Source organism: Blastococcus sp. SYSU DS1024 (assembly GCF_054050795.1).
The window spans coordinates 1-21,786 of sequence record NZ_JBJHAA010000025.1 but is presented as its reverse complement, the minus strand read 5'-3'; the positions used below and the strand labels follow the sequence as shown (position 1 = coordinate 21,786).

19 protein-coding genes and 1 pseudogene are annotated in these 21,786 nt (G+C 74.9%); 10 read left to right on the top strand and 10 right to left on the bottom strand.

The window, feature by feature from the left end:
- Positions 1-11 precede the first annotated feature (11 nt).
- Positions 12-575, bottom strand: a pseudogene (locus ACI79S_RS18140) (peroxiredoxin family protein); the annotation flags it as partial.
- A 328-nt stretch (positions 576-903) separates the two neighbouring features.
- Here ACI79S_RS18140 and ACI79S_RS18135 point away from each other — a divergent pair.
- Entirely contained in the window at positions 904-1,572 is a 669-nt protein-coding gene (locus ACI79S_RS18135; protein WP_456594838.1) for a maleylpyruvate isomerase family mycothiol-dependent enzyme, read from the top strand.
- Between the two features lie 81 nt (positions 1,573-1,653).
- On the opposite strand, the gene ACI79S_RS18130 is transcribed toward ACI79S_RS18135, so the two are convergent.
- The gene (locus ACI79S_RS18130; RefSeq protein ID WP_456594837.1) at positions 1,654-2,208 is read right to left on the bottom strand and encodes a hypothetical protein; all 555 of its coding nucleotides are present in this window, start codon (positions 2,206-2,208) and stop codon (positions 1,654-1,656) included.
- Positions 2,208-3,341, bottom strand: a complete 1,134-nt coding sequence (locus ACI79S_RS18125) for a serine hydrolase domain-containing protein (RefSeq protein WP_456594836.1) — start codon at positions 3,339-3,341, stop codon at positions 2,208-2,210. Before ACI79S_RS18125 ends, ACI79S_RS18130 begins: the two co-directional genes overlap by 1 nt.
- A 188-nt stretch (positions 3,342-3,529) precedes the next feature.
- Between ACI79S_RS18125 and ACI79S_RS18120 the strand changes: the two genes are divergently transcribed.
- Entirely contained in the window at positions 3,530-4,171 is a 642-nt protein-coding gene (locus tag ACI79S_RS18120; protein ID WP_456594835.1) for an NAD(P)-dependent oxidoreductase, read from the top strand.
- Between the two features lie 583 nt (positions 4,172-4,754).
- Here ACI79S_RS18120 and ACI79S_RS18115 read toward each other — a convergent pair.
- Complete coding sequence (locus tag ACI79S_RS18115; RefSeq protein WP_456594834.1) at positions 4,755-5,663, bottom strand: GGDEF domain-containing protein; 909 nt, start codon at positions 5,661-5,663, stop codon at positions 4,755-4,757.
- Between the two features lie 162 nt (positions 5,664-5,825).
- Here ACI79S_RS18115 and ACI79S_RS18110 point away from each other — a divergent pair, with 162 nt between their 5' ends.
- Positions 5,826-7,034 carry a globin domain-containing protein gene (locus ACI79S_RS18110; protein ID WP_456594833.1) on the top strand — a complete coding sequence of 403 codons (1,209 nt, stop codon included), beginning with the start codon at positions 5,826-5,828 and terminating at the stop codon, positions 7,032-7,034.
- Positions 7,035-7,072: 38 nt separating this feature from the next.
- Here the strand turns inward: ACI79S_RS18110 and ACI79S_RS18105 are convergent, their stop codons facing one another.
- Complete coding sequence (locus ACI79S_RS18105; protein ID WP_456594832.1) at positions 7,073-8,155, bottom strand: alkene reductase; 1,083 nt, start codon at positions 8,153-8,155, stop codon at positions 7,073-7,075.
- Between the two features lie 164 nt (positions 8,156-8,319).
- Complete coding sequence (locus tag ACI79S_RS18100; RefSeq protein ID WP_456594831.1) at positions 8,320-10,167, bottom strand: ABC transporter ATP-binding protein; 1,848 nt, start codon at positions 10,165-10,167, stop codon at positions 8,320-8,322.
- A gap of 87 nt (positions 10,168-10,254) precedes the next feature.
- On the opposite strand from ACI79S_RS18100, the gene ACI79S_RS18095 reads away from it, so the two are divergent.
- From ACI79S_RS18095 to ACI79S_RS18080, 4 genes are all read left to right on the top strand, one after another.
- The gene (locus tag ACI79S_RS18095) at positions 10,255-10,671 is read left to right on the top strand and encodes a MarR family winged helix-turn-helix transcriptional regulator (protein ID WP_456594830.1); all 417 of its coding nucleotides are present in this window, start codon (positions 10,255-10,257) and stop codon (positions 10,669-10,671) included.
- A gap of 117 nt (positions 10,672-10,788) precedes the next feature.
- Positions 10,789-11,370, top strand: coding sequence for a DUF421 domain-containing protein (locus ACI79S_RS18090; RefSeq protein ID WP_456594829.1), 582 nt, complete (start codon positions 10,789-10,791; stop codon positions 11,368-11,370).
- Positions 11,371-11,469: 99 nt separating this feature from the next.
- Positions 11,470-13,542 carry a hydantoinase/oxoprolinase family protein gene (locus ACI79S_RS18085; protein WP_456594828.1) on the top strand — a complete coding sequence of 691 codons (2,073 nt, stop codon included), beginning with the start codon at positions 11,470-11,472 and terminating at the stop codon, positions 13,540-13,542.
- Complete coding sequence (locus ACI79S_RS18080; protein ID WP_456594827.1) at positions 13,539-15,422, top strand: hydantoinase B/oxoprolinase family protein; 1,884 nt, start codon at positions 13,539-13,541, stop codon at positions 15,420-15,422. Before ACI79S_RS18085 ends, ACI79S_RS18080 begins: the two co-directional genes overlap by 4 nt.
- Before the next feature lie 135 nt (positions 15,423-15,557).
- On the opposite strand, the gene ACI79S_RS18075 is transcribed toward ACI79S_RS18080, so the two are convergent.
- A complete protein-coding gene (locus ACI79S_RS18075) occupies positions 15,558-15,725 on the bottom strand; it encodes a hypothetical protein (RefSeq protein ID WP_456594826.1) in 168 nt (55 codons plus the stop codon).
- Between the two features lie 116 nt (positions 15,726-15,841).
- Positions 15,842-16,318, bottom strand: a complete 477-nt coding sequence (locus ACI79S_RS18070) for a DnaJ family domain-containing protein (protein WP_456594825.1) — start codon at positions 16,316-16,318, stop codon at positions 15,842-15,844.
- 38 nt (positions 16,319-16,356) lie between these two features.
- Here ACI79S_RS18070 and ACI79S_RS18065 point away from each other — a divergent pair, with 38 nt between their 5' ends.
- The 3 genes from ACI79S_RS18065 to ACI79S_RS18055 all read left to right on the top strand — a co-directional run bounded on the left by ACI79S_RS18065 (position 16,357) and on the right by ACI79S_RS18055 (position 19,933).
- Positions 16,357-16,890, top strand: a complete 534-nt coding sequence (locus ACI79S_RS18065) for an NUDIX domain-containing protein (protein ID WP_456594824.1) — start codon at positions 16,357-16,359, stop codon at positions 16,888-16,890.
- 121 nt (positions 16,891-17,011) lie between these two features.
- On the top strand, positions 17,012-18,022 hold the full coding sequence (locus tag ACI79S_RS18060) for an ATP-dependent DNA ligase (protein WP_456594823.1): 1,011 nt from the start codon (positions 17,012-17,014) through the stop codon (positions 18,020-18,022).
- A 69-nt stretch (positions 18,023-18,091) separates the two neighbouring features.
- The gene (locus tag ACI79S_RS18055) at positions 18,092-19,933 is read left to right on the top strand and encodes a diguanylate cyclase domain-containing protein (protein ID WP_456594822.1); all 1,842 of its coding nucleotides are present in this window, start codon (positions 18,092-18,094) and stop codon (positions 19,931-19,933) included.
- Positions 19,934-19,948: 15 nt separating this feature from the next.
- On the opposite strand, the gene ACI79S_RS18050 is transcribed toward ACI79S_RS18055, so the two are convergent.
- Positions 19,949-20,452 (bottom strand): MarR family winged helix-turn-helix transcriptional regulator, encoded by a 504-nt coding sequence (locus tag ACI79S_RS18050; RefSeq protein ID WP_456594821.1) that lies wholly within the window; start codon positions 20,450-20,452, stop codon positions 19,949-19,951.
- 46 nt (positions 20,453-20,498) lie between these two features.
- Positions 20,499-21,503 carry an anti-sigma factor RsbA family regulatory protein gene (locus ACI79S_RS18045; protein WP_456594820.1) on the bottom strand — a complete coding sequence of 335 codons (1,005 nt, stop codon included), beginning with the start codon at positions 21,501-21,503 and terminating at the stop codon, positions 20,499-20,501.
- Between the last annotated feature and the right edge of the window lie 283 nt (positions 21,504-21,786).

Below are 21,786 nucleotides of genomic sequence, written 5' to 3'. Positions count from 1 at the left end.
CACCGTCGGGCTCAGCGGCCGTCCGGCGGGTGCTCCGCGCGCCACTCGTCGAACGCGGCAAGGAACGACTCGGCCATCCGCTGCTCGGCGACCAACTGCTCGCGGTCGCGTTCGTCGACCATCCGCTCGCTCAGCGCCATCGTGTTGAACCGGATCGCGCGGAAGTACGGGATGAACGACGAGGGCTTGAACGCCCGCTTCGACGGCCGCGGCTCGACACCCCCCGGCGCCCACTCCGCCACGGGCACCGGGTCGAGCCCCAGCCCCTCGACCGCGGCGACCACGGGCTCGTCGTCGGTCCGGTCGGTGAAGTCCCGGGACAGCTCGTGGAACACCTCCCGGCCGTCCGGGGCCACCACGACGACGACCGGCCGGAAGATCGACGCGTCCTCGTCCCAGGCGTCGAGCGGCTTCGCCAGCCGCTCGCCGTCCGGGTCGCTGACCCAGCGGAACGGCAGGTGCCAGGTGCGGTTCATCGCCAGCTGCACCTCCGGCGGATCGACGGAGGCGAGCACCACCTCCGCGCCGGCGTCGGCGAGGCGGGACAGGGACCGGGCCAGGCGGACCGCCTGGGCGCAGCAGTAGGGCTACCAGTCGCCCCGCAGGCCGACGAGGACGAGGGCGGCGCGCTCGTCGGCGCGCAGGGCCAGGAGGTCGGTGGTGTCCATGCGCCGAGGCTACGGAGGCCCGGCGCCGCCCGCAGGGTCGTGCCGGCTCCAGCGGCCCGCCGGTGCGCCACCCGGTGCTGCGGCACTGCGGGCTGCGGCGGCGGGTCGACGGCTGTGGGCGGTCTCCCGGGGCGGGACGGGGTCTTCCTCGACGTCCCCACCGGCCGGCCGCTCAGTTCCTGGCGCTCCCCCGGTCTGCCCTGCGCATGCGCAGACGCCGACCACGAGGAGAACCATGCCGAAGCGCCCCCGGGTGGCGATGCTCGCCGCCGTCGCCGCCGAGCGGCTCGACCTGTGCGACGACCTCGAGACCCTCGACGAGCGCGACTGGGCCACCCCCTCGCTCTGCCGGGGCTGGACGGTGCACGACGTCCTCGGCCACCTGACGCTCTCCCACCGCCAGACGCTGCGCGCCACGCTGGCCCACGCGGTGCTCGCCCGCGGCGACTTCGACCGCACGGAGCTGATGTGGGCGCGCGAGATCTCGGCCGAGCACCCCCCGGCCGAGCTGATCGCCCTGCTGCGGGCCACCGCCGCCGTCGACCACCGGGTGCCGTCGAGCTCGCCCCTCGACCCGCTCACCGACGTCCTCGTGCACGGCCAGGACATCGCCCGCCCGCTCGGGCGGCGGCGGACGATGCGCCCCGACCGGGTCGTCCCCGCCCTCGACCACGTGTGGCGCAGCGGGTTCTACGGCCGCCCCGAGCGGAGGTTCGCCGGGCTGCGGTTCGTGGCGACCGACGTCGACTGGGCCGCCGGCGCGGGCTGCCGGGAGGTGCACGGCCCCGTGGGCGACCTGTTGCTGCTGGCGACCGGCCGGCCGGCCGCGCTCGACGCGCTCAGCGGCCCGGGTCTGGCCGAGGCCGCCGCGCGGGTGCTCGACCGTGAGCGCACCGCTGCCTGACCGGTTCGGCCGGATGTGCGCGCACCGTTCCCTCCGGGCAGCGGAGACGACGATTCGTGCACACGTCGGGCCGCGGGGGGCTCAGGGCAGCCGGCTGGTCGCCGCCAGCTCGACCGCGGTCAGCACCTCCCACCGGACCGCGGTGCTCCCCGGCCGGATCAGCCGCCAGTAGCGGTCGAAGCGGCGCCGGGTCACGGCGTCGGTCGCCGACACCCGGGTCTCCGAGCTGAGCTCCGTGCCGCTGCCCCGGGGCGTCAGCCGGAAGTCCATCGCCGCCTTGACCCAGCCGCGCTGCGTGAATCGGCGGAACTCCTCCGCGTCCAGCACCGGCCCGTCGTCGCCGCCGTCCAGCCGCCACGCCTGCAGCGCACCGCCGAACACCACCGACCGCGGCTCGTCCGACGCCAGCAGCGGCACCGGCAGGGCGTCGAGGAAGGGCCGGTCGTGCAGCTGGCCGACGCCGCCCCCGGCCAGCACCACCGGCAGGAACCGCGCGGCGCTCAGCACCAGCGTCACCGGCAGCCCGGAGAGCCGGACGGCGTGCAGCGCGTCCCAGACGGCGGCCGGCTCCGCCGCGATCCAGCGCGCCTGCCGGGTGACGTGCTCCGGCCGTGGCAGGACGTCGTCGAGCTCCATCAGCCCAGCGCGTCGTAGACGGCGCGCACGTAGGCCTCGCTGCGGGGCGAGCCGATCAGCCCGCTGCCCATCTTGTTCATCATGTAGGTGATCGTCAGCCGCCGGTCGAGGTCCATCACCGCCAGCGAGCCGCCCCAGCCGCCCCAGAAGCAGGTCCGGCCCGCCGGCACGTAGGGCACCGTCGGCGAGCCCAGGCAGAAGCCCGTCCCCCACCGGAACGGCGCGCCGAGCACCAGGTCCACGCCGTCGGCCTGCACCTCGAACACCTTCTCCACCGTCTCCGGGGAGAGCAGCCGCACGCCGCCGGCCTCGCCGCCGAGCGAGAGGGTCCGCAGCACCCGCATGACGCCGCGGGCGTTGGAGTGCCCGTTGAGCGCGCCGAGGTCCGCGGCCCGCCACTGCGGGGAGTTCGCGGCCTTGGCCGACGCCGTCGGCCCGGTGAAGGTCTTCACCGCGACCGACTCGGGGTCGAGGGTGCGCGGATCGACGTCCGGGGGCGGCGGGGGCACCACCGGCGCGATGCGGGTCACCTCCGACTCCCGCGCGCCGACCTGGAAGTCCGCGCCCAGCGGGTCGGCGATGTTGTCGGCCACGAACTTCTTGAACGTCGTGCCGGTGATCCGCCGGATCACCTCACCGACGAGGTGCCCCTGGTTGTTGGCGTGGTAGCCCGCAGCCGTCCCGGGCTCCCACCACGGCCGCTGCTGCGCCAGCCGCTCGGTGGCCGCCGGCCAGTCGTACATGTCCCGGATCGAGAAGGGCTGCTCCCAGCCCGAGACGCCGGAGGTGTGCGAGAGCAGGTGCCGCACCCGCACGTCCTTCTTCCCCTTGGCGCTGAACTCCGGCCAGTAGTCGCCCACCGGGGCGTCGAGGTCCAGCTCGCCGCGCTCGACCAGGAGCAGCGCGGCCAGCGCGACCACGCACTTCGTCGTCGACCAGACGTTGACGATCGTGTGCTCCGACCACGGCAGGGTCCGGGCCTCGTCGCGGTAGCCGCCCCACAGGTCGACGACGGTCTCCCCGTCCAGGTCGACGGCGACGGACGCGCCGAGCTCCTCGCCGTCCAGCTGCTGCGCCAGCGCCTCGCGGACTCCCGCGAACCGCTCGTCGCACCTGCCGTGGACCTCCGCCATGAACCCTCCTCGTCGTGGGCGACGCCGTCGTCGCGACCGGAACGGATCATGAACACACTCCCTGGCCCGGCTCCCGTCCGCCACCCCGCCGGTCGCGCCCGGAAGGCTGCCCGGCAGTGGTGGAATGCTCAACCAGTTCTCCGGGGTTCTCCCGCTCGACAGCACCACGAGGGACCGGAGGAGACGACATGGCACGGATCGGCGTGTTCGGCGGCACGGGCTACGCGGGTGGCCACCTGGTGGCGGAGGCGGCTCGCCGGGGGCACCAGGTGACGTCCTGGAGCAGGTCGCTCCCCGAGCAGCGGGCCGACGGCGTGCGCTACGAGCAGGGCTCGCTGCTCGACCCGGAGACCCGTGCCGCGGCGCTCGAGGGCGCCGACGTCGTGGTGGTCGCCGTCGCGCCGCGCGGCGACATGGCCGGTGCGGTGCGCGGGGGCATCGCCGCGCTGGCCGCCGAGGCGGAGCGGGCCGGCGTCCGGCTGGGCGTGGTCGGGGGCACGGGGTCGCTCCGCGTCAGCGAGGACGGTCCGCTGGTGTTCGACACCCCCGACTTCCCGGCCGAGTACCGCCCGGAGAGCGTCGAGATGGCCGGCGCGCTGGCCGAGCTGCGGGCGACGGAAACCCTCGACTGGTTCTACGTCAGCCCGCCGGCCGGCTTCGGCGCCTACGCCCCCGGGGAGCCCCGGGGCACCTACCGGGTGGGTGGGGAGGTCCTCCTGACCGACGACGAGGGCGGCTCCTTCATCAGCGGTGCCGACTTCGCCCGCGCCCTGGTCGACGAGATCGAGCGGCCGGCCCACCGGCGGGCCCACTTCACCGTCGCCTACTGACCCAGGGCCCCGGGCGGTGCGGCTGTCCACAGGCCCGTGGTCCGCACCCCGCCGGGGACGGCCACTCCGGCAGGATGCCCGCCGGGAGGTGCGGACGTGTTCAGGTGGTCGGCACGGCGGCGGGACGACGAGCCGGAGATCCCCGGCATGGTGTCGAGCGGGAGGCGGCGGCGCACCCGCGAGCGGTCACGACCGGTCGCCGGCCCCGAGCCCGCGGCAGTGCGGGAACCCCTGCTCATCGCCGTCCACGAGGACTATCACCTCCTCGAGCTCGTCCAGGGCGAGCTGGTCGACGACGCGGGCACCGACTGGGGACAGCTCGACGGCCGAGCCTGCTCCGACCAGCTGCTGCGCTGGTTCGACGCGGGGCTGCTCGAGCTGCGCGACGACAGCGGGACGCCCGCAGGGGACCTGGAGCGACGGCTCATCAGCGAGCTGCCGCTGCTGCCGCCCGACGCCGCGCGGGAGCTGCTGACCCGGCCTGACGTGTGGCTCGAGGAGGGCCCCGGCGCCTACACCACCCTGGCCCCCACCGAGCTCGGCCGCAGCACCCCCGCCGCCCCCGCAGCTCATCGCCCCCGGGTCACCGCAGCCGCGGTGCCCGCCGCCGCTGCGTGCTCTTCGCGCCGTACATGGCGCGGTCGGCGCGGGCGACGACGTCGTCGGCCGGCTCCCCCGGGCGCCCGACCGTCGCCCCGACGCTCACCCCGATCCGCAGCGGCCCGTCCGGGCCGGGGAAGGGCGCACCCAGCCGGATGACCACGCGACGTGCCAGGTCGGCCAGCTTCGCCTCGTTGCCGGCCGGGCACACGATCACGAACTCGTCGCCACCGAAGCGCGCGACCAGGTGCTCGGCGCCGGCCACCTCGACCAGCCGCGTCGCCGCCTCGACGAGCAACCGGTCGCCCACGCCGTGCCCGTACTGGTCGTTGACCGCCTTGAAGTCGTCGAGGTCGCAGAAGAGCAGCCCGCAGCCGCCCGTCTGCAGCCGCAGGCCCAGGACGTCGAACAGCGCCCCGCGGTTGGCGACGCCGGTGAGCAGGTCGGTGCGGGTCTGCTCGCGCAGCAGCGCCTCCCGTGCCCGCTCCTCGGTGACGTCGAGGCCGACGCAGGCGATCGCGTAGGGCTGCCCGTCGTCGTCCAGCAGGACGGTGTTGCGCATGGTCACCCGCCGCAGTCCGCCCCGGGCGTCGATCCAGTCGGCCTCCTGCGGGTAGGCCTTCCCGCTGGCCAGCGCCAGCCGCACGGCCTCCTCGGCGTGCGGCACGTCGTCGGGGATGACCCACACGTCCCAGAACCGGCGCCCCACCAGGTCCTCACCCGTGCGGCCGGTGAAGCGCTGCAGCGCCGGGTTGGAGAGCAGGATGCGGCCCTCGCCGTCGACGATGCACAGCAGCGCGTCGACCGCCTGCACGAACGCGTGCGCCAACCGGGTCTCCGACGCGGGGGAGTGCGCACCGACCGGCGGAGCCGAGCCTTCCTGCGCCGACATCCGTACGCGCTCCTGCCACTAATCGGACCCTGTGGTTCCGCGCCCGGGGCGGTGACCCTACGGCGCGGCGGACCCCTCCGGGCCCGTTCCGGACCTGCCCCGGCACCCCGTGTTGCCTAACGTGGGGCGCGCACCGCCGCATCGAGGGGGAAGGAAGTCCGCATGCTGTCCGACAGGTCCGCACCCGTCGTCCAGGCCACGCTGCCGGCCGTCGCGGAGAACATCCAGGAGATCGCGCGCCGGTTCTACGCGCACTTGTTCGGGGAGCACCCGGAGCTGTTCGACGGCACGTTCAACCGCGGCAACCAGGCCGAGGGCACGCAGCAGGTCGCGCTGGCCGGTTCCGTCGCGGTGTTCGCCAGCGCGCTGGTGAACCACCCCGACCGGCTCCCCGAGCACCTCATGAGCCGGATCGCGCACAAGCACACCTCGCTGGGGATCACGCCCGAGCAGTACCAGGTGGTGCACGACCACCTGTTCTGGGCGATCGTCGACGTCCTCGGCGACGCCGTCACGCCCGAGGTGGCCGCCGCCTGGGACGAGGTCTACTGGCTGATGGCCAACGCGCTGATCAACCAGGAGCGCGGCCTCTACAGCGCCCGCGGGGTGCGGCCCGAGACCGTGTGGCGGCAGTGGGAGGTCGCGGAGAAGACCCGCGAGACCGACGACGTCGTCACCTTCCGGGTGCGACGGGTCGACGACCGGCTGGTGAAGACCTCCCTGCCCGGCCAGTACGTGACGGTGCGGCCGCTGATGCCCGACGGCGTCCGCCAGCCCCGGCAGTACAGCCTGACCCGCGCCGACGACGGCGAGCACCGCCAGTTCTCCGTCAAGCGGGTGCACGGCGACGGCAAGCCCGACGGCGAGGTCTCCAACCTGCTGCACGACTCGGTCGGCGTGGGTGACCGGCTGGAGCTGTCGGTGCCGTTCGGCGACGTCGTCCTGGACGACTCCGGGCGGCCGGTGGTCTTCGCCAGCGCCGGCATCGGCATCACGCCGATGGCCGGGATGCTCTCGCACCTCGCCCACGCCGGCTCCGGCCTCGACGTCCGGCTGTGGCACGCCGATGTGGACGAGGCGTCCTGGGCGCTGCGGCACCAGGTGCTCGGCGACGTGGAGACGCTGCCCAACGCCTCGGCCCACGTCTGGTTCGAGCGGGGTGCGGAGTGCTCGCTCCCGGTCGACGGCCTGCACGCCGGCCAGATGGACCTGTCGCAGATCGACCTGCCGTGGGGCGCCGTCTACTACCTGTGCGGGCCGCTGCCGTTCATGCAGGCCGTGCGGAGCACGCTCCTCGACCGAGGCATCCCGGCGCAGGACATCCAGTACGAGGTGTTCGGCCCCGACCTGTGGCAGGCCGACCTGGACTGAGGGGCACGGGGCCGGGCGGTGCGCCGCCCGGCCCGTGCTCAGCGCCCGGCGGCCGCCAGCGTCGGGTAGTCGGTGTACCCCTCCGGCCCGGAGGTGTAGAAGGTGCGCGGGTCGGCCTGGTTCTCCGGGTGCTCACCGGCCCAGCGCTCGACCAGATCGGGGTTGGCGAGCACCGGCCGGCCGACGGCGACGGCCTCGGCGTGCGCCTCCTCGATCAGCCGCACGGCCTCCTCGCGGGTGGTCACCGTGCCGAAGCCGCTGTTGGCGATCAGCGGCCCACCGAAGCGCCGGCGCAGCTCCTGCACCAGCTCCCCGGCGGGCTCCACGTGCAGCACGCTGAGGTAGGCCAGGCCCAGCGGGCGGAGCCCGTCCAGCAGCGCGCCGTACGTGGCGAGCACGTCGGCGCGGTCGGTCTCCAGCGCGCCCTGGATGTTGTGCTCCGGGGAGATGCGCAGGCCGACCCGTCCCGCGCCGATCTCATCGGCGACGGCGGTGGCGAGCTCCAGCACGAACCGCGCGCGGTTCTCCGGGCTGCCGCCGTAGCCGTCGTCCCGCCGGTTGGACGCCGGGGAGAGGAACTCGTGCAGCAGGTAGCCGTTGGCGCCGTGCAGCTCCACCCCGTCCAGGCCGGCGTCCACGGCGCGGCGCGAGGCGGCGACGAAGTCGGCGATCGTCGCGCGCGCCTCCTCGGTGGTCAGCGCGTGCGGCACCGGGAACGGCTTCTTGACCCCGCCGCCGACGTGCACCTCGCCGTCGATCGCGACGGCGCTGGGGGCGACGACGCGCGTACCGGTCAGCTCGGGGTGCGAGACGCGCCCGCCGTGCATGACCTGCATGACGATCCGGCCGCCGCGGGCGTGGACGGCGTCGGCCACCCGCCGCCAGCCGGCGGCCTGCTCGTCGGTGACGATGCCGGGCTGCCCGGCGAAGGCGCGCGACTCGTCGTTCGGGAAGGTCCCCTCGGTGATGATCAGGCCGACGCCGGCGCGCTGCTCGTAGTGCTCGACGACGACGTCGCGCGGGATCGCGGCGCGGCCGGAGCGCATCCGGGTGAGCGGGGCCATGACGACGCGGTTGGCCAGCTCGAGCTCGCCGAGCCGCACGGGGGAGAACAGGTCCATGCCGGGCGCAACCGGCGGCCGCGCGCAGGAGATTCCGACGTGCGTCGTTCGTCACCCTCGCCGGCGCGCCGGCTGACCTCGACCACGCGGTACGGCAGCCGTCCTCGCGGTCTGCGGCGTGAACGGCGGTCGCGCGGCGAGGACGAGCGGGGAACCGGGGCCGGTCAGCCGACGAGGACGGCCTCCCGCTGCGCGATGCCGGCGAGCCGGGCGTACCGGCCGCCGAGGGCGAGGAGCTCCTCGTGGGTGCCCTGCTCGGCGACCCGTCCGGCGTCGAGGACGACGATCCGGTCGGCGTCGCGCACGGTGGAGAGCCGGTGCGCGATGGTGATCGTCGTCCGGCCGCGGGCGGCCTCGTCGAGCGCGGCCTGCACCGCCCGCTCGGTCTCGTTGTCCAGGGCGCTGGTCGCCTCGTCGAGCACGAGCACCCGCGGGTCGCGCAGCAGCGTGCGGGCGATCGCCAGCCGCTGCTTCTCCCCGCCGGAGAACCGGTGCCCGCGGGCGCCGACCACCGTGTCGTAGCCGTCGGGCAGCGCGGCGATGACCTGGTGCACCTGCGCGCGGCGGGCGGCGTCGACCAGCTCGGCATCGGTGGCGTCGGGCTTGGCGTGCAGCAGGTTCTCCCGCACGGTGCCGTGCAGCAGGTAGGTCTCCTGGCTGACGACGCCGACGATCTGCGCGAGGTCGGCCAGCCGCAGGTCGCGGACGTCGATGCCGTCGATCAGCACCCGCCCGGTGGTGGGGTCGTTGAGCCGGGCCACCAGCGAGGCCAGCGTGCTCTTGCCCGAGCCGGTCTCCCCCACCAGCGCCAGGGTCGAGCCGGCGGGCACGGTCACGTCGACGTCGGCCAGCGCGGGGCGGACGCCGTCCGGATAGCGGAAGCCGACGCGCTCGAAGCGCACCTCGCCGCGCACGGAGGCGCCGTCGACGACGACCGGATCGTCGGGGTCGTCGATGTCGACGGGCAGGTCGAGGTACTCGAACACCCGGCTGAACAGCGCCATGGAGGCGGTCAGCGAGACGCCGATGTCGAGCAGCTGCATCAGCGGGCGGAACAGCGCGCCCTGCAGCGTGGTGAACGCGACGAGGGTGCCGATGGTCATCCCGCCCGACGTCGCCGGCAGTCCGGCGGCCAGGTAGATCAGCGCCGGGATGCCGGCGAAGACGATGCTCATGGTGGCCATCCGCCAGCGGCCGGCCAGCTGCGAGCGCACCTCGAGATCGACCAGGAACTCCGACGTGCCGGCGAACCGCCGCGACTGCGCCGGGCCCGCGCCCAGCGTCTTGCCCAGCAGGACGCCGCTGACGCTCAGCCCCTCCTCGACCTGGGAGTGCAGGTCGGCCAGGTGCCGTTGCCGCTGGGCGGTGATCGTGCGGCGCATGCGGGCGACCCGGCGGGTCAGCCAGACGGCCGGCGGGAGCACGATCAGCGAGAGCAGCGACAACCGCCAGCTGAGCACCGCCATGGCCGCGACCGTGCCGATGACCGTGGTGGCGTTCGCGGCGAACGAGGTGGCGGTCGAGGTGACGACCGACTGCATGCTGCCGACGTCGTTCATCAGCCGCGACTGCACCTCGCCGCCCCTGGTGCGCGTGAAGAAGCCCAGCGACTGGCGCTGCAGGTGGGTGAAGACCGCCGTCCGGAGGCCGTGCATCACCCGCTGGCCGACGGTCGTGGACAGCCAGGTCTGCACCACGCCGAAGATCGCCGTGACCACGGTGACGGCGATCATCCCGGCGACGGCCCACAGCAGCAGGGGGACGTCCTGCCCGGGGATCGCCTCGTCGATGACCAGGCGGATGAGGAAGGGGGTGGCCAGCGCGACGACGGAGGACGCCACGATCAGCGCCACCACGACCCCCAGCTGCCAGCGGTAGGGCCGGAACAGCCCGGCGACCCGGCTCCAGCGGACCGGGGACCGCTCGAGCTGGGCGAGATCGGCCGGATCGGGCTTGCGGCCGGCGTTCTCGCCGCCACCACCCCGGCCACCGCCGCGGCCGCCGCCCGTCATCGTCTCGCTGATGTCGCCACCCCCGTCCTGGGTTGCTGAGGTTACCTCACTGTCCGGGAACCTCCGGATGATCGCTACCATTCCCCCGTGGCGGAGGACGGGACCGGCGAGCTGGGCGACCTGCTGATGCGCGTGGCCCGCACCCAGCGCCGTCGCTGGCGCGAGGCCCTCGCGCCCTGGGACCTCTCCCCGCACCAGGCCCGGGCCCTGCGGGTGGTCTGCGAGCGGGACGGCGTCCGGCTCTCCGACCTGGCTGAGGCGCTGCACATCGCACCGCGCTCGGCGACCGAGGTGGCCGACGGGCTGCAGCAGCGCGGCCTCGTCGAGCGCGCACCCGACCCCGGGGACCGCCGCGCCGTGCTGCTGCGCCCCACCGCGGAGGGACGGCGCGTCCGCGGCGAGGTCGGCCGGGCACGGGCCGCCGACTCCGCGGAGCTGTTCGCCCGCCTGGGCCCCGAGGACCGCGCCACGCTGGCCCGGATCCTGCGCACGCTCGCCGATTGAGCGCCACTGTGCAGCTCTCGGGCCTCCCGTCCCCCGGTGAGCCCCGGAAGCGCACAGCCGCCGCGGCGGACGCCCCCGAGAATGGGGCCGACCGTCCACCGCCGCCCGGGAGGCCCGATGAGCGACCAGCTGGGGATCGACTGGGGAACGGCCGGCCTGGTGGTGCTGACCACCGTGGCCATGTACCTGCTGCTGGTGCTCTGCGTCCGGCTGGTGGGGCAGCGCAGCCTGGCGACGATGTCGAGCTTCGACCTGGGGTGTGCGATCGCGCTCGGTGCCGTCATCGGCCGGACGGTGCTGCTGCTCGACCCCACCCTGGCCACGGGCGCCCTCGCCATGGTCACGCTGTTCGCGACCCAGACCACGCTGGCCCGGCTGCGGCGGAGCCGGTGGGCCGACCGGCTGATGAACCGCCCGCCGGTCCTGCTCATGGCGGGCTCGACACCGCTGCACGAGAACATGCGTGCCGCGCACGTCGCCGAGGACGAACTGCGGCAGAAGCTGCGGCTGGCCGGCATCCGGAACCTCGCAGAGGTGCGCTGCGTCGTCCTCGAGCGCACCGGGGCCGTGAGCGTGGTCCGCCGGTCCGAGCCCCTGGACCCCTGGCTGTTCTCCGACATCCCCGGCGCCGATCAGCTCGGCGACGACCGGCCCGCCGGCCGCCGGGGGGACGGGGCTGCCCACGGCGGGCCGGCCTGACGCCGGAGGAGGCCCCGCGCTCTCCGCGACGGAAGCGGTGCGGAAATCGTCGGACGGCGGCCTTCCGGACGAGGTATCTCACCGCTAAGATTTCTGCTCATGAGTGCACGCCGGGTTCGCATCGGCATCGACACCGGCGGGACGTTCACCGACGTCGTCGCCGTGGACGAGGAGACCGGGCGGACGACCACCACCAAGACCCCGTCCACCCCCGCCGACCCGGCCGAGGGCTTCCTCACCGGCGTCCGCAAGGTGCTCGACCTCATGGGGCTGACCGGCGAGGCGGTCACCGCCGTCAGCCACGGGACGACGGTCGCGACCAACCAGCTGCTCGAGGGCAAGCTCGACCGGCTCGGCTTCATCACCACCGAGGGCTACGAGTCGGTGCTGGAGATCGCCCGCCAGTCGGTGCCCGACGGCTACGGCAACAGCTACTTCTGGGTCAAGCCGCCGCGGATCGTCCCGGCCGACCTGGTGCGCACCGTCCGCGGGCGGCTGGACCACACCGGCGCGGAGGTGCGCCCCTTCGACGAGGACGACGCCCGCGCGGCGGCCCGGTTCTTCCGCGAGGCCGGCATCTCGACGATCGGCGTCTGCTTCCTGCACGCCTACGCGGACGACGCGCACGAGCGCCGCATGCTCGAGGTGCTCCGCGAGGAGCACCCGGGGGCCGTGGTGAGCATCAGCTCCCAGGTGCTGCGCGAGTACCGCGAGTACGAGCGGTCGGTGACCACGCTGGTCGACGCGGCCGTCAAGCCCAAGGTGGGCGCCTACGTCACCAACATCCGCACCCGGCTCGACGAGATCGCCCCCGGCGTGCCGTTCTACGTGATGAAGAGCAACGGCGGCGTGCTGTCGGCCGCCGAGGTCGTGCACCAGCCGATCACCACGATGCTCTCCGGCCCCGCCGCCGGCGCGCTCGGCGCCGCGCTGATCGCGGGCACCGCCGGGTTCGACCGGGTGCTCACCTGCGACGGCGGCGGCACCTCCACCGACGTCACCGTGGTCATCGACGGCGAGCCCGCGCTCACCACCGAGGGGTCGGTGGGCGACTACCCCAGCAAGATCCCGATGATCGACGTCGTCACCGTCGGCGCCGGCGGCGGCTCGATCGCCTGGCTCTCACCCGAGGGCACGCTCAAGGTGGGCCCGAAGTCGGCCGGCGCCGACCCCGGCCCGATCTGCTACCCGAACGGCGGCGACCAGCCGACCGTCACCGACGCGCACGTCGTCCTCGGCCGGATCCCCCCGCACCTGCTGGGCGGGGAGATCCCGCTGTCGGTCGACGCCGCCCGGGCGGGGCTGGAGCAGCTCGGCGCGAAGCTGGACCTCTCGCTGGAGCGCACCGCGACCGGGATCCTGGAGATCTCCGCTTGGAACCAGGCCAACGCGCTGCGCCAGGTGACGGTGGCCAAGGGCCTCGACGTCCGCGACTTCACGCTGACCACCTTCGGCGGCTCCGGCTCCCTGCTGGCGTGCCGGCTCATGGACATCCTCAACCTGCCGCGGACGCTGGTGCCGCCGAACCCGGGCAACGTCAGCGCGTTCGGGCTGCTCACCGTCGACGTCCGCAACGACTACGTGCAGACCGTGATCAGCAAGCACGTCGACCTGGACCTGGCGCGGGTGCGCGCGGTCTACGCCGATCTCGAGGCCCAGGCGCAGGACGCCCTGGACGGCGAGGGCTTCGCCCGCGACGCCCAGCGCATGCAGCGGACGGCGGACCTTCGCTACGTCGGTCAGGCGTTCGAGGTGCGCGTGCCGGTCGCCGAGGGCGACCTGGACGCCGCGGCCACCGAGCAGGTCGCCGAGGCGTTCCACGCCGCGCACCGCCAGCTCTACGGCTACGACTTCGCCGACGACCCGCGCCAGGCCGTGGAGTGGGTCAACCTCCGCGTGAGCGGCATCGGCCCGATCCGCCGGCCGGACCTGGTCGAGCTGGCACCCGGCGACGGCGGGACGGACCGGGCCGTCACGGGCTCGCGCCCCGTCTTCTTCGACGACTGGGTGGAGACGCCCACGTACAACCGCCCCGACCTCGCCCCCGGTGACGTGGTCAGCGGCCCGGCGATCGTCGAGGAGTTCGGCTCCACCGTCCCGGTGCACCCCGGCTTCGCCGCCACCGTGGACAGCTACGGCAACCTGATCCTCACGAAGGAGACCGGCCGATGAGCCTCACCGACAGCACCGTCGCCGCCGACCCGGTCCTGGTCGAGATCGTCGCCGGCACGCTGGCGGCGATCGAGAAGGAGGTCGAGACCTCCATCGGCCGAACCTCGCGCTCGCCGATGATCCGCGACGCGCACGACTTCCGGGCCGGCATCCACGACCGGCAGCTGCGCAAGCTCACCGGCCGCTCGTACTCGGCGCTCGTGCACCCCGTGGTGCGCGACTACCCGATCGAGACGATGAACCCCGGGGACGTCTACTTCCACAACGACGTCTACCTCTCCGAGGGCGGGATCGGGCACCTGCCCGACCTCTGCGTCACGGTGCCGGTGTTCGCGCGCGTGGACGGCGCCGAGCGCGTCGTCGCCTTCATCCAGGCGTTCGGCCACCACGACGACATCGGCGGCGCGGTGCCCGGGTCCATGCCGAGCGCGGCGACCAGCGTGTACGAGGAGGGCCTGATGGTCCCCCCGATCAAGCTGTGGGACCGCGGCGTGCCCAACGAGAGCGCGCTGAAGATCATGACCCGCAACTCGCGGATGCCCGACTCGCTCGCCGCCGACCTCGACGCCGAGTGCTCGGCCTGCCTGGCCGGCGCCCGACGGCTGGGCGAGCTGTTCGACCGGTACGGGGTCCCGGCGGTGGAGGCCGCGTTCGACGCGATTCTCGACAGCTCCACGGAGGTCTACCGGCGGGAGATCCTCAGCCAGATCCCCGACGGCACGTACGTGTGGGAGGACTACGCCGAGCACGACGGCGTCGAGGAGCCGCAGCTGCACCGCCAGCGGATCACGCTGATCATGGACTCCACCAAGGAGACCCCGCTGGTCATCGACTTCACCGGCACCGGCCCGCAGGCCAAGGGCCCGATCAACCACTGCGGCGACTACGCCGACGGCAACTTCCTCAAGAAGTGGCTGGCGCCGATCCTGCGCAACCTGGCCGAGAGCCCCGAGCGCATGGCCCAGCTGGACGTCAACGAGGGCGTCGTCCCGCTGATCGAGATGCGGTTCCCGGAGAAGGGCACGCTGCTCACCCCGATCTTCCCGGCGCCGACCAACGCGCGGACCTTCGTGATCCTGCGGCTGCTCGGCGTCCTCGCCGGCGTCCTGGCCAAGGCCACCGGCGGCCGGATGCCGGCCGACCAGGAGACGATCCGCTACACCGGCGTCTACGGGACGGACTTCGACGGCGAGCCGTACCTGATGCGCGAGGTGCTCGGCGGCGGCTCGGGCGGGCGGTACTACGCCGACGGCGAGGACACCATCCACGTCGTCCCCGACTCGCGGAACCTGCCGACGGAGTTCACCGAAGGGCGTTTCCCGCTGCGCGTCGAGCGCCTCGGGCTGGCGATGGACTCCGGCGGCCCCGGCCGCTACCGCGGCGGCTGCGGCTACGAGAAGCACATCCGGGTGCTGCGCGACGCGCACTTCATGTCGATCGCCGACCGCTCGATCCTCGCCTGCTGGGGCGTCAAGGGCGGCAAGGCCGGGCGGCCGTTCCAGATCACCGTCGACCCGGGCGGCCCCGACGAGCACGACGTCGACGCCCTGGCCGACGCCGAGCCGCTCAAGGCCGGCACGGTCGTGCGCATCCGGACCACCGGCGGCGGTGGCTGGGGCGACCCGCTGGACCGCCCGGTCGAGGAGGTGCTGCGGGACATCGCCTGGCGGAAGGTGTCGGTCGAGGGTGCGCGCGCGGACTACGGCGTCGCCGTCCGCGAGGACGGCACCGCCGACGAGGCGGCCACCGAGGCGCTGCGGGCGGAGCTGCGCGGCGCGCGGACCGGCGAGGAGCCGTTCTTCGACCGCGGCCCCGGCTACGCCACCCTCTCCGGCGGCGCGGCGTTCAACGAGTTCGACCTGCTGCACCCCGCTCCCTGACGCTCCGGGCACCGCGCCCGGCCGGGGGACCCGCTGCACGCACTCGGCCCCTGCCCACCACGGTGGGCAGGGGTCGAGTGCGTTCCCGGACACCGCCCCGGGCCTGCGACCGGGCACGGCGGGCGGAGAGCGTCCTCAGGTCCCGGGATCGGCGCTGCCGGCCTCCGGCTTGGCCTGGTCGCCGGTCTGCCCCTCGTCGCCCTCCGTGGAGGCGTCCCGCTCGACGCCCTCCGGCGTGAAGGGGGTCTCCTCGAGCACGTTCTCCCTGGCCTGGTCGCGGTCGGTCCCTGGTACTTCGGTCATCTCGGCCTCCTCTCGGCGGACCCAGCCCCTACCCGGGTCCGGCGCCTCCGACGCGGGATACGCCAGCGGCGAACGACGGCCGGCCTGCGCCGGCGCTGAGGCCGCGGCGGGACCGCTCAGCCGCGCCGGCGCCACCAGCGGCGGCGCACCGGGGGCGCGGGCGCGGCGGGAGCCGGCTCCGGGGCGGGACGGTCGCGCTCCCAGGCCGCCACCAGCGCGTCGACGTCGGCCAGGCCCGGCACCGGCGACCACCGGCTCTCCTGCGGACGGCGCCAGAAGGCCTCCACCCGGGCGTTGTAGTCCTCGGCGAGCGCCCGCACCTCCGCCTGCGTCGCCAGCCGCGCGGCCCGGTCGGGCAGCTGGTCGCGCTCCCGCCGCAGCGCCAGACCGGGCGGTAGCATGGCCGCGGTCTCGATGCCCTCCCGCCGGGCCTTGGCCACCGCCCAGTCGTAGGCGGTCTGCTCCCGGTCGAGGCCGGCGATCGGCTTGCCGGCGCCGCTCAGGCGGTCGAAGTCCCCGCGCTCCCGCGCCTGGGCGATCTGGGTCTCCACCCAGGTCTCGAACGAGACCCCCGGCGGCTTCCGCTCGGTCATCACCGTCCATCGTCCACGCATCTGCCAGGCTCGCCACCATGCGGACGACGAGCAGCCGAGAGGTGTACCGCAACCCCTGGATCCGGGTGCGGGAGGACAGCGTGGAGCGGGCCGACGGCTCCACGGGCGTCTACGGCGTGGTGGAGAAGCCCCACTTCGCACTGGTGCTGCCCGCCGAGCGGGACGGCTTCTGGCTCGTGGAGCAGTTCCGCCACCCCGTCGGCCGCCGGGCCTGGGAGTTCCCGCAGGGCACCTGGTCCCACGGCGCGCAGGGCACGGCCGAGGAGCTGGCCCGGGCCGAGCTCGCCGAGGAGACCGGGTTGCGGGCCGGGTCACTGACGCACCTCGGCCGCCTGGACCTCGCGCCGGGCCTGTCCACCCAGCAGTTCGACGTCTGGCTGGCCACCGACCTCACGGCCGGAGCCACCGCTCGGGAGGTGACCGAGGCCGACATGGTCTGCGCCTTCGTGCCCGAGGACGAGCTGCGCGCCATGATCATGGACGGCCGGTTCACGGACGGCCCCTCGCTGGCGGCCTACGCCCTGCTGGTGCTGGGACGGGCGACCCGCTGAGCTGACGCCGGCGCCGGGCGGCGCAGCCCGCCGACCCCGCAGCGTGGCGACCGGCCCTCGAACGGGTGTGACCTGCCGCTGTCGGCGTGCACGGCGCCCGGCCGGCCAGCAGGCTGTCCGGGTGCCCCTGTCCGCCCCGGGTCTGCCCGCGCTGCCGCCCGAGCTCGCCGGGCCGGTCGCCGTGGAGCTGGCCAAGCCGGTGCGCGACATCCCGCCACCCACGGCGCTGACCGGTGGCTGCCGGTACGAGCCCAAGTGGGACGGCTACCGGCTGGTGGTCGTGCGCGACCTCGGCTCGACCCGGCTGTGGTCCAAGCAGGGACGCGAGCTCACCGACCGGTTCCCCGACGTCGCGGCCGCCGCCCTCGCCCAGGTGCCCCCCGGCACGGTCGTCGACGGCGAGGTCGTCATCTGGCACGGCGACCGGCTGGACTTCGGGCTGCTGCAGCGGCGTTTGGTGACCTCGGCCGGCCGCATCGCCGCCCAGGTGGCGGCCGCGCCGGCCTCCTACGTCGCGTTCGACCTGCTCGCCGCCGGCGGGGAGGACCTCCGCGGCCGGACGTTCACCCGGCGGCGTGCCGCCCTCGAGCGGCTGGCCGGCGGCTGGGCCCCGCCGCTGCAGCTCTCGCCGGTGACCGCCGACCCCGTCGAGGCCCGGCAGTGGTTCGACGACTTCCGCCCCGCCGGCGTCGAGGGGCTGGTGGTGAAGGGCGCGGCGACCCGCTACGCGCCGGGACGCCGCGAGTGGCTCAAGGTCAAGAGCTGGGAGACCACCGAGGTGCTCGCCGGCGGCGTCATCGGCTCCCTCGAGCGGCCCGGACAGCTGGTGGCCGGCCGGTACCGGGACGGCGAGCTCGTCGTCGTCGGCCGCAGCAGCCCGCTCACGCCGGCGCAGTCGGCCGAGCTGGCCGCCGTCCTGCGCCCCGCCGGCCCCGACCACCCGTGGCCCGAGCGCATCGGCACCGGCCGCTTCGGCGGCGGACGCCTCGCCGTACCCCTCACCCGGGTCGAGCCGACCACCGTCGTCGAGGTGAGCGCCGACGCGGCCCTCCAGGCCGGGGTGTTCCGCCACCCGCTGCGCTTCGTCCGGGTGCGCCCCGACCTCCGCCCCGAGGACCTCCCGACCGTCTGACCAGCACGGACGTCACCCCTCGTGGGGTGAGGCGATCAAGGACCGCGTCGTCCCTGCCGATGGGTTCGCGTGACCGGCTCCGACGCCCCGACCGCACGTGCCGCATGGCTGCACACGGCGCTGGTGGTGCTGGGCATCGGCCTGGTCGTCACCCTCGTCCCGGTCGGTCCGTGGCGCCCGGCCGCCGAGATCCCGCTCTACGCCCTCGGGTTCGCCGGGGTGCTGACCGCGCTGCGGGTGCACCGGACCCCGCTCGTCGTGGCCTGGTCGGGCCTCGCGGCCGGTCTCGCCTTCTTCGCGCTCAGCTGCGTGGCGGACGTCGCCTCGCAGCTCGGCCTCGCGCCGGGATTGAGCACACCGCTGGAGGCCGCGCTCGACGTCGCCGCGTACGCGGCGCTCGTCGTCGGGGCGGTGGGCGTGGTCCGGGGCGGCCGGCGGCGACGGGACCTGGCCTCGTGGACCGACACCCTCACCTTCCTGCTGGCGGCCGGTCTCATCCTCCTCGCCGTGCAGGGCGACCGGCACGCGCATGCGGAGGACCTGGTCGAGGTCAGCGTCGGGACCCCCGTGCTCACCGCCGTCCTGTTCGTCGTCTGCGTGCCGCTGGCCCTCACCCGGGGCCGGACGGTCACCACGACGGCGCTGTTCGCCGCCGCCGCGCTCGCCGTGGCGGCGTACGGCGGCGCCATCCTCACCGGCTCCGTGCTGCGGGAGTCCGCGATCCTGGACCCGCTGTCCCTCCTCCCCGTCGCCGCGCTCTGCCTGGCCGGCCGGCACCCCTCGGTCACCGCGCTGGGGCCCGGCCCGTCCACGGACCCCGACACCACCTTCGGCCGGGTCGTCGCCGTGGGCGCCGTCCTGCTCGTCAGCCCGGCCGTGCTGATCCTGTGGACCGCGGACCACGGTGGGATCGGCTACGTCCTGGGCGGGGGCAGCGCGCTGCTGACCGGTCTGGCCCTCTGGCGGCTGTTCGCGCTCAGCCGGGAGCGCGAACGCACCCGGCTCGCGCTGGCCGCGAGCGAGGCCCGGCTGCAGCTCCTGCTGGAGAGCGCGGCCGACGTCATCGCCATCGTCGACGCCGCGGGGTCGGTCAGCTACATGAGCCCGGCCGTCCAGTCGCTGCTCGGCCGTCCCCCGGCGGACTACGTCGGGCGCGACGCCATCTCACTGGCCGACCCCCGCGATCAGCCTCGCCTCCGGGCCGCCGTCGCCGCGGCCGGCCGCTCGGCAGGCGGGGACTCCGGCGTCGTGGACACCGACATCCGGGTGCAGCACAGCTCGGGTGGCACCCGGTGGGTGGAGATGCGGATCAGCGGTCGCGTGGACGCCGTCGGCATCGAGGGCTGGGTCGTGAACTTCCGGGAGGTCACCGACCGGAAGCTCTTCGAGGACGAGCTGCGACGTCAGGCCCGCACCGACCCGCTGACCGGGCTGCTCAACCGCACCGCCTTCAACGAGCGGCTGGCCCTGGCCACCGCTGTGGCCGCGTCGGGCGCCGCTCCGGCGGTGCTGTTCGTCGACGTCGACGACTTCAAGAGCGTCAACGACACCCTGGGGCACGCGGCGGGCGACGAGCTGCTGCTGGCCGTCGCCGGCCGGCTGTCCGCGGACGTGCGGGGGGACGACGTGGTGGCGCGGCTGGGCGGCGACGAGTTCGCCCTCCTGCTCGACGACGCCGACGGCGACCGCCTGCGCGAGGTCGCCGACCGCCTGCTCGCGGCGCTCCGGGCCCCCGTGGAGATCGGCGACCGCACGGTCACCGTGACCGCCAGCATCGGCGGCGCGCTGGGCGAGGCCGGCTGCACCGCCGAGGAGCTGCTGCACCGGGCCGACACCGCGATGTACGCCGCGAAGCGGTCGGGCAAGGACTCGCGCACCCTGCTGGCGAGCACGGAGACCGTGCTCGGCTGAGCCCGCCGCGACGGGTCAGGGCTGCTGCGGCACCCGGCCCAGGCCCACGAGCAGGCGGCGCAGCAGCGCCGCGAGCTGCTCCCGCTCCCCCGACGGCAGGGCCTCCAGCAGCCGCCGCTCGGTCTCCAGGTGGTCGGGCAGCGCCGCGTCCAGGGCCGACCGGCCGGCGTCGGTGAGCGTCACGACGACGGCCCGCCCGTCGGCCTCGCTGCGCTCACGGGTGATCAGGCCCCGCTCCTCCAGCCGGTCCAGCCGCTGGGTGATCGCCCCGGAGGTGACCAGCGCCGTGCGCATCAGGGCGGTGGGCGTGAGCTGGTAGGGGGCGCCCGCCCGCCGGAGGGCCGCCAGGACGTCGAAGGACGGCGCGTCGAGACCGTGCCGGGCGAAGGTGTCCCGCTGCGCGAGGTGGACCTCCCGCTGCAGCTGCGTGATCCGCCCGATGATCCCCATCGGGGAGCAGTCGAGATCCGGACGTTCCCGGGCCCACTGCTCGAGGATCAGGTCGACGGCGTCCTCCACGTCGCTCACCGTAACCGCCCAGACGCCGCAGCTGGGCCGTCGCGCATCAGCGCAGCCGGCTGCTGAGGCGGACCGAGAAGCCGGACGGACCGGGGAGAAGGTCCACGTGGTCCCACAGCTTGCGGGCCAGCCACAGCCCCATGCCGCCGTTGGCGAGATCCACCCCGTGCGCGGGGCGGAAGCCGGCCCAGGGCAGGTCGAAGCCCTCGCCCTGGTCGGTGATCGTGCACACCAGCCCCTCGCCGTCGGCCCACACGCGCGCGGAGACCGGCCGGGCGCCGTGCCGGAAGGCGTTGGAGGCGATCTCGCTGGCGGCGAGGTGCAGGTCGGCGGCCTGGTCCGGATCGGGCACCCGGGCGGTGATCACCGCGCGGAGCTCCCGGCGCAGGTCCCCCAGCGACGGGGCGTCCTCGATCGCGAACGCCGGCGCACCGTCCTCCATCGGCTCCCGGGGGAGCGGCAGGCGGCGCACGTAGTCGGCGGGTTCCTCGAACGCCCCGCTCCGCTCCAGCCGGCCGCCGGTGAGCAGCTCGGGGTGCGTGGCGGCTGCGTCGGCCAGCACCTCGGCCGGGAGCTCGCGACGGTCGAACAGGCACAGCGCCGAGACCGGCCGCGCGGCGAGCAGGATGTTGACGGCGGCCTCGTAGCGCAGGCCTTCCCGCCAGTTCCGCGGTGCGGGGCCGAACTGCACCTGGCCGACGACGCGCAGCCGGCCCGAGCCGGTCTCCCTCGCTCGCCGCATCAGCTCCCAGGTGGCGGCGACGGCGTCGGGCACGGGGGTGTCGAGCAGGCACACCCGGGGGTCCGATGCCAGGGCGCCGGCGCGCTCCCCCAGCTCCCGGCCGATCGCCGCCGCCGTCTCCGGCGGGCAGCAGAGGACGACCAGGTCGTCGTCGCGCAGGCCGTCGTCCACGTAGGGCAGGGCGGCCGCGAGCAGCTCCGCGTCGGAGCCGACCAGCGCGGCGGTGTGGGTGTGCACCGGCGGTGCGGGCGCACGGTGACGGGCGGCCGGACCGGCCACCGCCGCGTCCCCGTCCACCACCTGAGCCATGCAGCCCCCTGCGCCCTCGGACCGGAGCGACCCGGCCGGCTGGTTGAGCATTCTGCGACATCCTCGGCCACGGGGCACCGGGCGCGCGCGGCGGGGTCGGTGCGGTTCACCCCTTGGGGCGGTCGGCGCCGGACGCGGGGGGGGGGGGGGGGGGGGGGGCCCCCCCCCCCCCCCCCCCCCCCCCCGCGCCGGCCCGACCGGCGGGGCGGGCATCAGCCCGCGGCCGCCCCCAGGGCGGACGACAGCTCCGCGCACAGCTCGGCGAGGGCCTGCGGTGCGCTGC